The 13,765-nt window shown below is 71.0% G+C and carries 13 protein-coding genes; 2 read left to right on the top strand and 11 right to left on the bottom strand.

The genetic code is table 11. From position 1 onward, the window contains the following. Nucleotides 1-211: 211 nt before the first annotated feature. Nucleotides 212-1,129: an alpha/beta fold hydrolase gene (locus SOM19_RS08845; RefSeq protein WP_320486153.1), complete on the top strand. Its 918-nt coding sequence runs from the start codon at nucleotides 212-214 to the stop codon at nucleotides 1,127-1,129. Nucleotide 1,130: 1 nt separating this feature from the next. Here SOM19_RS08845 and SOM19_RS08840 read toward each other — a convergent pair whose 3' ends face one another. From SOM19_RS08840 to SOM19_RS08830, 3 genes are read right to left on the bottom strand one after another with little or no spacing between them, the layout of a single operon-like run. Beyond that, nucleotides 1,131-1,499: an A1S_2505 family phage non-structural protein gene (locus SOM19_RS08840; RefSeq protein ID WP_320486152.1), complete on the bottom strand. Its 369-nt coding sequence runs from the start codon at nucleotides 1,497-1,499 to the stop codon at nucleotides 1,131-1,133. 14 nt (nucleotides 1,500-1,513) lie between these two features. Continuing rightward, nucleotides 1,514-2,056 (bottom strand): gamma carbonic anhydrase family protein, encoded by a 543-nt coding sequence (locus SOM19_RS08835; protein WP_320486151.1) that lies wholly within the window; start codon nucleotides 2,054-2,056, stop codon nucleotides 1,514-1,516. Nucleotides 2,057-2,078: 22 nt separating this feature from the next. Next, nucleotides 2,079-4,223, bottom strand: coding sequence for an acyltransferase family protein (locus SOM19_RS08830; RefSeq protein WP_320486150.1), 2,145 nt, complete (start codon nucleotides 4,221-4,223; stop codon nucleotides 2,079-2,081). A gap of 173 nt (nucleotides 4,224-4,396) precedes the next feature. Here SOM19_RS08830 and SOM19_RS08825 point away from each other — a divergent pair, with 173 nt between their 5' ends. Next, complete coding sequence (locus tag SOM19_RS08825) at nucleotides 4,397-4,879, top strand: Dps family protein (RefSeq protein ID WP_320486149.1); 483 nt, start codon at nucleotides 4,397-4,399, stop codon at nucleotides 4,877-4,879. A gap of 54 nt (nucleotides 4,880-4,933) precedes the next feature. Here SOM19_RS08825 and SOM19_RS08820 read toward each other — a convergent pair whose 3' ends face one another. The 8 genes from SOM19_RS08820 to SOM19_RS08785 form a co-directional block, all read right to left on the bottom strand. Continuing rightward, nucleotides 4,934-5,602, bottom strand: coding sequence for a response regulator transcription factor (locus SOM19_RS08820; RefSeq protein ID WP_320486148.1), 669 nt, complete (start codon nucleotides 5,600-5,602; stop codon nucleotides 4,934-4,936). Nucleotides 5,603-5,622: 20 nt separating this feature from the next. Continuing rightward, nucleotides 5,623-7,002 carry a sensor histidine kinase gene (locus SOM19_RS08815; protein WP_320486147.1) on the bottom strand — a complete coding sequence of 460 codons (1,380 nt, stop codon included), beginning with the start codon at nucleotides 7,000-7,002 and terminating at the stop codon, nucleotides 5,623-5,625. Continuing rightward, complete coding sequence (locus tag SOM19_RS08810; RefSeq protein ID WP_320486146.1) at nucleotides 6,983-8,536, bottom strand: multicopper oxidase family protein; 1,554 nt, start codon at nucleotides 8,534-8,536, stop codon at nucleotides 6,983-6,985. The genes SOM19_RS08815 and SOM19_RS08810 overlap by 20 nt, the downstream gene beginning before the upstream one ends. 92 nt (nucleotides 8,537-8,628) lie before the next feature. Then, the gene (locus tag SOM19_RS08805) at nucleotides 8,629-10,134 is read right to left on the bottom strand and encodes an amidohydrolase (RefSeq protein WP_320486145.1); all 1,506 of its coding nucleotides are present in this window, start codon (nucleotides 10,132-10,134) and stop codon (nucleotides 8,629-8,631) included. After that, the gene (locus SOM19_RS08800; protein ID WP_320486144.1) at nucleotides 10,131-10,772 is read right to left on the bottom strand and encodes an FMN-binding negative transcriptional regulator; all 642 of its coding nucleotides are present in this window, start codon (nucleotides 10,770-10,772) and stop codon (nucleotides 10,131-10,133) included. The genes SOM19_RS08805 and SOM19_RS08800 overlap by 4 nt, the downstream gene beginning before the upstream one ends. 20 nt (nucleotides 10,773-10,792) lie before the next feature. Further along, nucleotides 10,793-11,797, bottom strand: coding sequence for an Fpg/Nei family DNA glycosylase (locus tag SOM19_RS08795; protein ID WP_320486143.1), 1,005 nt, complete (start codon nucleotides 11,795-11,797; stop codon nucleotides 10,793-10,795). Nucleotides 11,798-11,804: 7 nt separating this feature from the next. After that, nucleotides 11,805-12,350, bottom strand: coding sequence for a ribose-5-phosphate isomerase (locus SOM19_RS08790; RefSeq protein ID WP_320486142.1), 546 nt, complete (start codon nucleotides 12,348-12,350; stop codon nucleotides 11,805-11,807). 54 nt (nucleotides 12,351-12,404) lie between these two features. Continuing rightward, nucleotides 12,405-13,610 carry a ferrochelatase gene (locus SOM19_RS08785; protein WP_320486701.1) on the bottom strand — a complete coding sequence of 402 codons (1,206 nt, stop codon included), beginning with the start codon at nucleotides 13,608-13,610 and terminating at the stop codon, nucleotides 12,405-12,407. Between the last annotated feature and the right edge of the window lie 155 nt (nucleotides 13,611-13,765).

Genomic DNA, 13,765 nt, shown 5'->3' with positions numbered 1-13,765 from the left:
GAGTGTACGCAAGGTTGACAAGTGCGGCAGCGTCGTAGACGCAAACACGCGAGGCTGTGCTTGCGCCGGGCGAGATCGTCCGTGTGCGAGAGCCGCCTGATGCCACCGTCTGCCGTATGACGGGGCGTGGCTCTTCCGGGTTATCGCCGCACACGGCAGACTGTCGCCGCGGGAGTCGTCCACGGCGGGCGACGCCGCAGAAGCGACCACCATGAGCAGTCCGACCTCGCCCAGCACCGGCGGCCCGCCCCGAAAGCTGCCCCGCCGCCCGGCGTCGGCGCTCGCCGAGAAGTGGACGCGGATCGACGACGTCGACGTGTTCTACCGCGAGTCCCCGCGGCCCGCGACCGATCCGCGCGTGATGGTCCACGTGCACGGGTTCGGGCTGTCGGGGCGCTATCTCCTGCCCACCGCCGAGCGGCTGGCCGATGAGTTCCACACCTATGTGCCGGACCTGCCGGGGTTCGGCAGAAGCGGCAGGCGCCGCGACATGCTCGACATCCCCGATCTCGCGCATGCCACGGCCGACTTCCTCGACGATCGGGGGGTGGAGAAGGCGACGCTCGTCGGCAACTCGATGGGATGCCCGGTGATCATCGAGTTCGCCCACCACTACCCCGAGCGGATCGACCGGGCCCTGCTGGTCTCGCCCGCCGGCGGCCTCTACAACCAGCCGCTGCGCCGCGCGGTCGGTCAGCTGTCGAAGGACGCCCCACGGGAGCCCACGCGCATGGCCCGTGTCGCCGTACCCGACTACGTGCGGTTCGGCGTTCCCAGCACGATGCGGCTCTTCCGGGCGCTGACGACCTATCCGTCTCTGCAGCGACTGCTCGAGATGCGCATCCCGACGCTCGTGGTCCTGGGCGAACGGGACCCGCTTCTCCCCCACGCCCACCGCGTCGACGAGATCGCCAGCCAGACCGACAGTCACGTCCTCGTCGTGCTGCTCGAGGGTGCCGCCCACGCGATCAACTTCAGCCACCCCGAGCAGCTCGCCCACGCCATCCGGCTTTTCATGGAGGACAAGCCCATCGAGAACGACCCGCAGTGGCCGGGCCACCTGCGCCTCTACGAGGTCCACCGCGGCAAGCACCACCCGCCGAAGAAGTCCGGCGACACCGCGGGCTGAGTCAGCCTCGCCCCGCGTCGATCACTCGCACGAACGAGTCGGGCAGGACCGCGTTCGCGGGGGCGCCGGCGAAGAAACCCGCGACCTGTGACGGCGTGTAGCCGGCGATGCCGCATCCGACCTCGGTCACCAGGAATCGCAGTTCGGGATGCTCTCCGGCAAACGCGAGGAAGCGACGCGCCTGCTCCTCGAAGACGGCGAGTCCCGACATCGTGTCGATCCCGTACGACTGCCCCTGCAGCCCCTCGGATTGTCCCCACACCGCGCCGAAGCGGTCGAGCGCGAACTTCGCCGCTCCCCCGCCGTGGGCGCCCGACCCGTTCGAGCCGAAGACGAACACTTCGTTCGGTGCCAGCGATTCGATGCGCATACGAACTCCTCCGGCTAGCGGTCCACCGGCGTCGCCGCCTCGTGCGAGCCGAGGTGGGCGCGGTACGTCTGAGCGTTGCGGAGGATGCCCTCGCGCTCCTCGTCGGTGAGCTCGCGGCGCACCTTCGCCGGCACACCGGCGACGAGCGAGCCCGGCGGCACGATCGTTCCCTCGAGCACGACGGCCCCGGCCGCGACCAGGCATCCGTCTCCGATCACGGCGCCCGACAGCACGACGCTGCCCATCCCGATCAGCGATCCGTCGCCGATCGTGCAGCCGTGCACCACGGCGTTGTGGCCGACCGAGACGTCGCATCCGATGACGACGGGGTGCGCGGCATCCACGTGGACCGACACGTTGTCCTGCAGGTTGCTGCCGGCGCCCACGGTGATGGTGTCGCTGTCGCCCCGGAGCACGGCGTTGTACCAGACGCTCGAGCCCTCGCTCAGCGTGACCGCGCCGATCACCCGGGCTCCCGACGCGACGAACGCGGTCGGATCGATGTCGGGCGCGCGGCCCGAGACGGCGAGGACGGCGGCGTCGTCGGAGATCGTCATGCCATGACCTTATGCGAGGCGGTTACTCCACGCGCGAGCCCAATCGCTCCTCGATCGCGGCGGTGTACCAGGGAGCCAGCGTGTCGGCGAAGGTCACCGTGAGGTGGTCCTGGTCTCGGTACACGTTCGCGCCGCCCACCACGGGCGCGCACGTCTCGGCGCCGCAGAAGACGTCGGTGAAGTCGAGGAGGGTCACGCTGTCGCGAGCGGATGCCGCGTCCCGCAGCGGGTCGTCGGCCACCAGCACGTCCGACCGCGGGCCGTCGCACTCGGCGGCGTCGCGCGTGCGCAGGCACTTGTTGGGGTCGGTCTCCCACACCGGGTTGTCGACGACCGTGATGACGGGGATGCCGCGGTCGAGGACCTCGTCCCACGCGTCGACGTATCCGGCGACCGCGGCATCGTGCGCCGAGTCGTAGCCGGCCGAGGAGTAGGGCGTATTCGCGATCGCCGCGGTGAAGACCGCGTCGAGGTCGGCATCCGCCAGAGCGGCCTCCACCCGGTCCCGCCACTGCGTGCACGCGTCGCCGAAGGCGCCCGGCGTCGCGAGCGGCGTGGTGTTCCAGGGGCACGCGCCCTTGAACCAGGTGACGAGCTGCCACCCTTCCTCGTCCGCGATCCGCTGGAATGTCGAAAGGAGCTGGTACGCGTGGCTGTCGCCGATGAGCGCGATGCGCGGCGCGTCGGGGTCGTCGGAGCCGAACGTGCAGGAAACCGGGCGCGCGTCGGTGAGCTGCACGAAGCACTGCTCGTCTTCAGGCCGGTCGATCCCCGCGAACCCGGGCGCGGGAAGGATCGTCTCGCCGAAGTCCGTGCCCTCGCACGCCGGATCCAGGACGGATGCGGCGCCGAAGCACGGCGGAGGGCTCTCCTGAAGTTCCTGGATCGCCCGCACTCCGTCGTTGTAGGTCGGTGCGTTGACGATCCACGCCGCGGAGGCGACCGCGGCCACCACCAGCATCGCGCCGAGCGAGGACCACAGCGTCACTCGCGCGGGTCGCGACGTGAGCACCTTCCACCCGCGGGCCGGGTCCTCGACGAAGCGCTTGGTCAGCCAGGCGAGCACGAAGCACAGCAGGAGCAGCGCCACCCGGTGGTAGATCGTGAGGCCCCAGAACGGCACGGACGGCGCGATGATGATCAGCGGCCAGTGCCACAGGTACAGCGAGTACGAGATGTCGCCGACGAACTGCGCGGGCCGGATCGCCAGGATCCGCGTCGGGTACCACCACCGCTCGGTGTTGGAGGCGGCGATGACCGCGGCGGCGCCGAGCGTGGGCAGCAGCGCCATGTACCCCGGGAAGGGCGTCTGGCCGTCGAACTGGAAGATGACGTACAGCAGCACGGCGATCCCGCCCCAGCCGAGCACGAAGCTCCCGATCGCGTGACGCACGCGCAGCATCGGCACGAGGGCGACCATCGCCCCGACCCCGAACTGCCACATGCGTCCGAAGGTCACGAAGTAGGCCGGCGCGGGGTTGGTGATGGTGAAGACGACGCAGAACACGAATGAGAGGACGGAGACGACTGCCAGGGTCGTGATGACCGCCCGGCGCGTCGCCCCGCGGAACCACTTCACGCCGATCCATGCCGCGAGCAGCATGAGCAGCGGCCACATCACGTAGAACTGCTCCTCGAGCGACAGCGACCAATAATGCTGGACCGTCGTCGGGTCGCCGGCGTGGTTGAGATAGTCGGCGGAGTTCAGCGCGAGGTACCAGTTCTCGACGTAGAACGTCGACGCCAGGATCTCGCGCACCTCGTTCGGCAGCGCCGAGGTCGGCGTGAGATACGGCGACATCGCGACCAGCGCGCAGAAGAGCAGGACGAGGAGGGATGCCGGCAGCAGGCGTCGCGCACGGCGGGCCCAGAACTGGCCGAGTCTCACCCCGCCGGTGGCGGTGAGCTCGCGCATGAGGTGCGCGGTGATCAGGAAGCCCGAGATCACGAAGAAGATGTCGACGCCGATGAAGCCGCCGGAGAACCGCGCCGGCCAGAAGTGGTACAGCACGACGGCGAGGACGGCGATGGCGCGCAGACCCTGCACGTGCGGAATGAACCGGGACGGCTCCGCGTGCTCGGGTGATCGATCGCGCGGTTCGCCCGTCACGGTGGTGGCGGGCTGGCGCAGATGCTGCGGTCCGAGGTCGTGATCGGCGGAGGGCACCCATCGACGTTAGCCGCTGCCGCCTGACAATCCGGCACTGACGGGGCCGCCCGGCGCAAGCCGGTTAGCGGAGCCTTGTCTTGCTTGCGGAATGCGCGTTGCTGAGTAGCGTTGCAATCACTGGAGGACGAGGCCCGAGCCGGGCCATCCTCCCGAAGATGGAGGCGAGAGACATGACGAAGACGAACACCACCCCCGCAACCGCTGCCGACCCCACCGTGGCCGCTGCCAGCGCACAGTTCCTCACCCCCGTTGTCCTGGGTCTGCAGGCCCTGGCCGTGAACGGCAAGCAGGCGCACTGGAACGTGCGCGGCGCCAACTTCATCGCGATCCACGAGCTGCTCGACTCGCTCGTCGCCAACGCTCAGGCGGGAGCCGACCAGGCCGCTGAGCGGATCGTCGCCCTCGGACTGCCTGTCGACGCCCGGGTGAGCACGGTTGCCGAGAAGACCTCGACGCTCGTGCCGGCCGGCTTCACGCAGTGGGAAGCGCTCATCCGTGCGGTGATCGCCGACATGGACACCGTGATCTCCGACACGCAGGCCGCGATCGACGGCCTCGACGAGTTCGACCTCACGAGCCAGGACGTCGCGATCAACATCAAGGAGACGCTCGAAAAGGACCGCTGGTTCCTCTTCGCGCACCTCGCCGAGTGACGACGAAGCGCTGAGTTCGACGATGCCCCCGGCTCCGCCGGGGGCATCGTCGTGTCAGGGGCGCTGAAGAAAGGTGAGCACGGCGAGCACCCGGCGGTGCTCGGTGCCGGACTCCTCGAGCCGCAGCTTGGCGAAGATCGCGCTGATGTTCTTCTCGACCGCGCCGACGCCGATGAAGAGGCGCTGGGCGATGTTCGCGTTGCTCCGGCCCTCGGCCATCAGCGTGAGGACGTCCCGTTCGCGGGGAGTGAGGCTCGAGAGCGGGTCGGGGCGGGACGCGAGCAGCTCCTGCACGACCAGCGGGTCGAGAACGGTGCCCCGCTCGCGGACGCGGCGCACGGCATCCGTGAACTCCTCCAAGGACGTGACGCGGTCCTTGAGCAGGTAGCCCACTCCCCCGTCGCCGCTCGCCAGGAGCTCCCGCGCGTACACGCCCTCCACATACTGGCTCAGCACGAGGATGCCGACCTGCGGCAGCGCCGCGCGGAGCGCCACGGCCGCGCGGATGCCCTCGTCCCGGAAGGCGGGCGGGAGGCGCACGTCGAGGATCGCGACATCCGCCTGCGCCCCGCGCACCCGGGCGACGATGTCGTCGGCATCGCCCCAGGCGCCGGCCGTGACGTAGCCGGCCTCGTCGAACAGCCTGACGAGTCCCTCGCGCAGCAGCACCGAGTCCTCGACGAGCACCACGCGCAGGGGCCGGGTGTCGGTCTCGGCTGCCATGCCCTCAGCATAGGGATCCGTCATGACCCGACCGCGGTCAGCGGGATGTGCGCCCCGACCGACGTGGGCCCGCCCGCCGGGCTCTCCACCACGAACATGCCCCGGAGACCGGCGACGCGCTCGCGGAGTCCGTCCAGACCGTGACCTGGCGAGAAGCCCGCCCCGCCGCGGCCGTTGTCGACGACCCACACGTCGAGCATCGTGGCGGCGCCCGGCTCCGACCAGCGCAGCGCCGCCTTGAGCGTCGCCGCCGAGGCGCCGGAGTGCTTCACGGCGTTGGTGAAGAGCTCGGCGACGACGAAGTACACGGTGCGGGCGACCTCGGGACTGACGGCCTGATCGATCGCCGGATCGATCTCGGTGTGCACCGTGAGCGGCGTCCCGGCCGCCACGGCCGCCAGCGCGGCAGCGAGCCCGCGATCCTGAAGCAGGGGCGGGGCGACTCCGCTCGAGAGCGCGCGCAGTTCGTCCAGCGCGGCCTTGGCGTGGCCACGCGCTTCGCGAGCCAGTTCGGCGGCGGCTGCGCCGTCGCCCGCCTCGGCCCTGCGCTCGAGGGCCGCGAGGTCGAGCTGCAGCCGCACGAGGCGCTGCTGCGGACCGTCGTGGATGTCTCGCTCGAGCCGGCGGAGCGAGGCGTCCTCGGCATGGACCGCAGCGCCGCGAGCGGCCGCTTCCGCCCGCACCTCGGCGGCCAGGTCGTCGGAGCTCCAGCGTCCGAGCATGCCCTTGTCCACGCTGTGGTGCGCGAGGGCCAGTCCGCCGAGGACCCACGGCATGGTGAAGGTGAACACGATGCCGGCGAGCAGGTAGAGCGTGACTTCCACGCCCCACGACGGTGTGGCGCCGAACAGCCACGGGAGCGCGTCGGACACGTACTGGCCCCACTCTCCCCCGTCGCCGCGCGGGATGAAGGCACCCCAGAACCAGTAGGTGAGACCGCCGAGCCCGACGCTGATCCACACCGTCGTGAGAGCGAACGAGATCGTGCTGATGATCGGGCTGACGATCATTCCGTGGACGAGATAGAGCCAGTAGTGCGCATTGCGGAGCGGCCGGGTGAGCGTCATCCAGAAGCCGCCGGTGCCCGGCTTGTCGCGGTTCCACTCCGGCTCCGCGATCGCCGGCAGTCCGGTGAGCCCCAGCAGTGCACGGTCGGCCACCCCGAACCCCCGGGCGACGAGCAGCGTGCCGACGACGATCGGAAGTCCCACGACGAGGACGAGCAGCCCGACGCCCGCCCAGAACAGCGAGGCCAGCACGCTGACCGAGACCATCGCGAGCACGAAGACGGCGATGAGATAGACCGCGCTCCCGGGCGTCCGGGCCCAGGCGCGGCCGTACGAGGACCAGAAGCCCGCGGGGGCCTCGGTCGCGACGGCCTCAGTGGTCATGGTTGTCATCGGTGTCTCCTTCGGGACGTCGCAGGTCGGGCTCTTGGCCCTGCTCGACGACCAGGAACTGTCCCATCATGCCCTGGTCCTCGTGCCACAGCAGATGGCAGTGATACATGTACGGAGTAGTCGGGTCGGCGTAGTCCTCGAAGCGCACGAGGATGCGGTAGTCGCGCTCTCCCTCGAGTGCGATCGTGTCCTTCCAGCCGGACAGCCGCGCCGGTGGAGCCTCGCCGTCGACGCTCAGCACGCGGAACTGCGTGTCGTGGACGTGGAAGGAGTGGGGCAGCGGATTCTCGTTGCGGACGGTCCACACCTCGCTCGTGTCCACCGTGGCGACGAAGTCGGCGCGTCCGAGGTCCATCTCCCGGTCGTTGATGTCGTGGCCCGACATGACGAACGAGCGCTCGGCCGCGGCATCCGATTCATCTGCGACAGGCAGATCCGCGAGCGCCGCGGGGATCACGGGCGATGGGACGAGGGATGCCGCGCCCCGCAGCTCGAGCACGTCGAAGGTCGCGCTCCCGGCGTGGAGGGCCGGGTCGGGCGCCTGCGACTGCAGGACGACCCGCTCCCCCGGGGCCATCGCCACGACGATCTCGGCGCGCTCGCCGGGCGAGAGCGGCACGCTCGTCACAGCCGCCGGTGCCCCGAGCAGTCCCCCGTCGGTGCCGATCAGCGCGAACTCCCGCCCGTCGGCGAACGTGAAGTCGTACATCCGCGCACTGGAGCCGTTGAGCAGCCGGAGCCGCACCAGTTCGGTGGTGACCTCGAAGTAGGGCGCGACGGTGCCGTTGACGAGGATGGTGTCGCCCAGGACGCCGTCGAACTGCATCCCGAGTCCGCCTGCGAACGCGCCGTCGGAGCTGAACGAGCGGTCCTGCACGATCACCGGCACGTCGTCGACGCCGTAGTCGCCCGGCAGTTCGAGGGCCGCGGACTCCTCGTCCTGCACCAGGAACAGCCCGGCCAGGCCCGCGTCGACCTGCTCCTGGGTGCGGCCGTGGAGGTGCGGGTGGTACCAGAGGGATGCCGCGGGCTGGTCGATCGTCCACTCCGGGTGCCAGGTCTGGCCGGCGGCGATCGGGGTGTGCGGGCCGCCGTCCATGGCGGCCGGAACGTGCATGCCATGCCAGTGGACCGTCGTGCTCTCGGGGAGGCCGTTGGTCACCTCGACCCGGACGCGCTCGCCACGGGCTGCCACGAGAGTCGGACCGAGATAGGACCCGTTGTACCCCAGCGTGGGCGTGTCACCCTGCGGAACGAACGACGTGGAGCCTTCTCGCGCGTCGAGCTCGAAGACGCGCACCCCGTCCTCCACACGAGAGGGCGCCAGTTCGGGGATGCGCAGCGCCTCGTCGAACGTGACGGCTCCGGCCGCGGGAGGCGTGGCCCGTCCCGCGTTGATGGTGAACCAGAGCCCGCCTCCTGCGACGGCGATCACGACGGGCACGGCGATGAGCGCCGCGACGAGTCCGCGATGCCGCCGCCGACGGGCGACAGGCGGCGGAGGAGGCGGGGGCGAGGGCACGGTGAAGACCATGCCTCCAGCCTCGCGATGGAGGCCGGTCAGGGGCATCCGACCGACACCCCAACCCGGACGGGGGCTGTCCCCCGCGGCGGGCGGTGGCCGCCCTACGCGATGTGCGTGAGTCGCCCCGCGACGATCGTCGCCGCTACCGTCATTCCCCGGAGCTCGGCCTCGGAGGCCGCCAGCGGATCGTGCGCGCACAGCGCGAGGTCGGCCCGCGCCCCCGGCTCGATGCGCGCGGCGTCCGCCGACCCGCCGTGCGTGGACGCCCCCAGGGCCGTCGCCGCATCGACGCTCTGGTGCTCCTGCCACGGCGTGCGACCGCCCCGCGTGCGGTAGACCGCCGCCGCCATCGCGGCCCACGGGTCGAGCGGCGACACCGGAGCGTCGGAGCCGAACAGCAGATTCGCGCCCGAGTCGGCGAGCGAGCGCAGCGGGTAGGGCTGCGCGGTCTGGTCCGCCCAGAGGGAGTCCGTCATGTCCCGGTCGTCGATCGCGTGCTCGGGCTGCACGCTGGCGCCGACCCCGAGCCGTCCGAAGCGTGGGATGTCGGCATGCGCCACGAGCTGAGCATGCTCGATGGTGCCCCACGCGCCGGTGGCGGCGAAGGCGTCGAGGGCGTAGGAGTTCGCCACATCGCCGATCGCGTGGATCGCGGACGCGAGGCCGGCGCCGGTCGCCCGGGTCATCAGGTCGACGAGCGTCGCCAGGTCGACTGTCAGCATCCCGTGGTTGTGCGGGTCGCCGGGGTAGGCGTGGGAGCATGCCGCCGTACGGGTGCCGAGCGAGCCGTCGGTGATGACCTTCAGCGCGCCCACGCGTGCGAGATCCGACCCGCCGCCGCGGGCGGGGTCGCCGGTCTGAAGCCCCTCCGCGATCGCGCGGTCGAGGAACTCGGGGTAGATGCCGAACTCCGCGCGCAGCGCGTCGAATCCGGCTGCGGCCCGCCGCGCCCACGCCTCCTCGTTCCACGCCATGTCGAGGTCGACGAGCCCGACGACGCCGCGGGCGGCGGCATCCTGCGCCATCTGCGCGACGAGCGGATCGGAGATGTCGGGAGCGACGGCGTTCAGCCGGCGCGAGACCTCGAATGCCGGGTCCTCGCGTAGGATTCCGACGCCGTCGGGCTCGAAGCCCTCGCGGCGGAGAGCGGCGGTGTTGAGCCACACGCTGTGCACGTCGGCGTTGATGAGGTACGTCGGCACCTCGCCCGTCGCCTCGTCGAGGATGTCCGAGGTCGGGGCATCCGGCCACAGCGCGTCGCGGAACCCGGTGCCGATGCGCCGGCCGTCGGGCAGCGGTGCCGTGTCGCGCATGATGGCGGCCGCATGAGCCGCCGAGCCGGCCTCACCCAGCGACTGCCGCTGCGCCGCCAGCGCCCACTGGACGACGTGCACGTGGTGGTCCCAGAGCCCCGGGATCAGCCAGGAGCCGTCGCCGTCGAGCACGAGCCCTCGGCGCGGAAGTGCTCGTGCCGGGGCGATGTCGACGATGAAGCCGTCGGCGACGTGCACGTCGACGAGGTCGCTGCCGAACGGATCGGTGCGCTCGGCGCCGGTCAGGCGCACGTCGGCGACGACCGAGGGCGACTCGCTGCGCGCCGGGCTCATCGGGCGGCCCGGCGTGCGTCGAGCGCTCGCTGCATCTCGCCCGCGAGCCGCGCATCGGCGTACGGGCTCGCCCCCGCGCCGAGCTCCGCGATGATCGTCTCGATCACCTCGTCGGGGCGGTTCTGGCTCAGCTTGCGCTTGGCGACGACCTTCGTCGGGGTGAGCCGGAAGCCGACCGTGCCGCGCTCGAGACGGGTGACGAAGTCGGGATCGTTCGGGCGCTCCCACATCAGCCGCGGCTGGGGCATCCCGCTCTCGAAGTGCGCGACGAGCTTGTCGAGCACCCGGAGGTTCTCCTCAGGGGAGAGCACCTCGGGGATGCCGCTCAGGTGCGCCGACACGAAGTTCCACGTCGGCACACTGGGCGTGTCGCCGTACCAGCCGGGCGAGATGTAGCCATGTGGTCCCTGCACGACCACGAGCAGCTCGCGCTCGCCGAGGCCGTGGATGTAGTCGTCCGGCTTGCCCACGTGGCCGACGATCGTCAGGTCGTCGCGTTCGTCGTCGAGGAGCACGGCATAGTGCGACGCGACGAGTCCGTCGTCGGCGGCGCTCACCAGGGTGACCCACGGATTCGCAGCGATGAGGCGGCGCAGCTCGGTGACATCCGTCATCGTGAAGCTCGGGTTCTGACGCATGGGATCAGCCTAGGAGAGGCTCACGCCTGGCAGGACGGGCACCAATAGAGCTTGCGGCCCGCCGCCTCTTCGACCACGATCGCCGTCCCGCAGATCCGGCACGGCAGTCCGGCGCGGTGATAGACCCAGTGCCGGTCGTCCCTGCTCGCCATCGCCTTGCGATAGTCGTCGGGGCCGAGATCGTCCATCGTCATCATCTGACCGGTCTCCACGCCGATCGCCAGCAGCCGCACCCAGTCGCGCCAGAGCTCTCGGACGACCTCGTCGGGCACATCGCGGCCCGGCTGGTGCGGGTTCTGCCGGGCGCGGAAGAGCAGTTCGGCGCGGTAGACGTTGCCGATCCCGCTCACCACGGTCTGATCCATCAGCAGCAGGCCGATCGGCGTCGGCTTGCGTCGCACGACCGCCGCGAAGCGCTCCTCACCCTCGGCGACATCGTCCACGAGCGGGTCGGGTCCGAGCCGGGCGATGGTCGCGGCCACTTCATCGGGCGTCTGCAGCTCGCACGCCGTGGGACCGCGGAGGTCGGCTGCCGTCACCGAGGTGAGCAGTCGCAGCCGCACCTGGCCGACGACCGGCGGCGGCCAGTCCTCGCCGTCGTCGGCGAGACCGGTGGTCTGCTCCGACATGCGGACGTGGACGCGCGTGCGGCGCGGGGCGCCGATCGACGTCAGCGAGTTCTCCCCGGCGTCGTCCAGGATCGGCGCGTCGGGCTCGAGCTCGGTTCCGCGCTGGTTGGTCTGGCCCATCCGCCCGTTCGACGAGGCGATGGTGGCGTCGACCATGATCTCACCGGCGAAGTCCCACGCCCCGTACATCCCCAGGTGCACACGCAGCCACAGTTCGTCGTCGAACTCCAGGAACATCTGCTTTGCCACCGCGCGCACCGCGGTCGCGGTGCGGCCGTCGAGGACCGACGCGCCCTCGGCGAAGCGCCCCTGGGGACTGGACGCCGAGACGACGCGTCCCACGATGTTGCGGTCGAACTGGCGTGCGATCCGGTGGACGGAGTGGCCCTCGGGCATCGGTCGGTCAGCCCGCCTCGGGGTCGAAGGAGCTGTCGTCGGCCGCCAGGACATCGGGCCGGCCGGCCGCCGCGCGCGGGTCGGCCTCGAGCGTGCCGTCCTGCTCGTAGGCCGCCAGCTGCGCGATGCGACGCGCGTGGCGCTCCTCGCCGGAGAAAGGGGTCGCGATGAAGCGGTCGATGAACGTCGCCGCCTCGTCGAAGGTGTGCTGGCGCGCTCCGATGGCGATGACGTTGGCGTCGTTGTGCTCGCGGGCGAGCTCCGCGGTGGCGATGCTCCAGGCGAGGGCCGCGCGGACGCCGACGACCTTGTTCGCCGCGATCTGCTCACCGTTGCCTGAGCCGCCGAAGACGACGCCGAGCGCCTCGACACCGGCCTGCTGATCGCGGACCACGGCCTGTGCGGCCCGGATGCAGAAGGCCGGGTAGTCATCGAGCGGCTCGTATTCCAGCGGGCCGTGGTCGATCACGTCGTGGCCGGCGGCGGCCAGGTGATGCTGCAGCTGAGTGGAGAACTCGAGGCCGGCGTGATCGGTCGCGATGTGGATGCGCATGGGCTCAATCCTAGGGAGCGGAGGCGAAGCGACGGCGTATGATCGCGCTCCCGGTCAGGGCGCGATTCCGGATGCGGCGGGCTTGAAGCCGGCGCGGACGTTCTCGCAGCAGGCCGGGCGGCAGACGTCGAACCACGGGCCGAGCTCCGTCGCGTGGGGACGGTCCGCCGCGGCCGTGCCGCGCAGTCGCTCCTCGACGAGATCGACGAGCCCCGCGACGAACACCGGGTCGACGCCGGGCGTCGGCGTGCGCACGGAGCGGATGCCCGCCTCGGCCGCAGCATCCGTCGCCTCGGTGTCGAGGTCCCACAGCACTTCCATGTGGTCGCTCATGAAGCCGAGCGGGACGATGACGACCGCGGCGATGCCGGCCGCGGGAAGGTCGGCGATCACGTCGTTGACGTCGGGCTCGAGCCACGGCTGGCTGGGCGGGCCCGAACGCGACTGGTAGACGAGCTCCCAGCCGATGCGGGCGGCCGACGGGATCTCGGCCGCGACGGCGGCCATCACCGCCTCCGCGACGGCCAGGTGCTGTGCCGCGTACGCCCCGCCCTCGCCGAACTCGCGGTGGGCGGGGTCTCCGTCGCGCGGACCGGAGCGCTCGCCGTCGGCCGTCGGGATGCTGTGCGTCGAGAAGAGCACGCGCACCGACTCCGGGGCCAGACCGTCGGCAAGGTAGCCGGCGACGGCATCGCGCACGCCGTCGATGAACGGCTGCACGAATCCCGGGTGGTCGAAGAACTGTCGCACCTTGTCGATCGTCACCGTGCCGGCGAGACCGGTGTCGGAGAGGACTCGCGCGAAGTCCTCGCGGTACTGCCGGCAGCTCGAGAACGACGAGTAGGCGCTGGTCGCGAGGGCGAGAAGCGTGCGGTGCCCGGCGGCCGAGGCATCCTGAACCGCCTCCTCGAGGTACGGCGCCCAGTTGCGATTGCCCCAGTACACCGGCAGGTCGATGCCCCGGCCGGCCAGCTCGGCCTCGAGGGCGGCCTTCAGCGCGCGGTTCTGCGCGTTGATGGGGCTGACCCCGCCGAAGTGGCGGTAGTGGTGCGCCACCGCTTCGAGGCGCTCGTCGGGGATCCCGCGGCCGCGCGTCACGTTGCGCAGGAACGGGATGACGTCGTCCTGACCCTCCGGTCCGCCGAAACCGGCGAGCAGCAAGCCGTCATAGGCCACGGGAACCTCGACGTGAGGGGCACCGGATGCCGCGGCCGCCGACGCGAAGGGCACCGTCGCCTGGCCCGGAGAAGTCTCGGACATGTTCTGCGCTCCCGAAGTCACCCCTCCATCCTTTCACCGACGGGCAGGGGGTCGGACCGCGCGCCGTATTCCACAGGGGCGACCGTTGCGGACGCTCTGGAATAGGCTGGGACGGTTGCCGCCGGCGCCAGCAGCGCCTATCTGCGGTACCTCAC

Source organism: Microbacterium sp. CFBP9034 (genome assembly GCF_034045255.1).
GTDB lineage: Bacteria > Actinomycetota > Actinomycetes > Actinomycetales > Microbacteriaceae > Microbacterium.
Note: the sequence above shows the minus strand (reverse complement) of the source record. Positions and strands in the feature narration are given on the sequence as shown.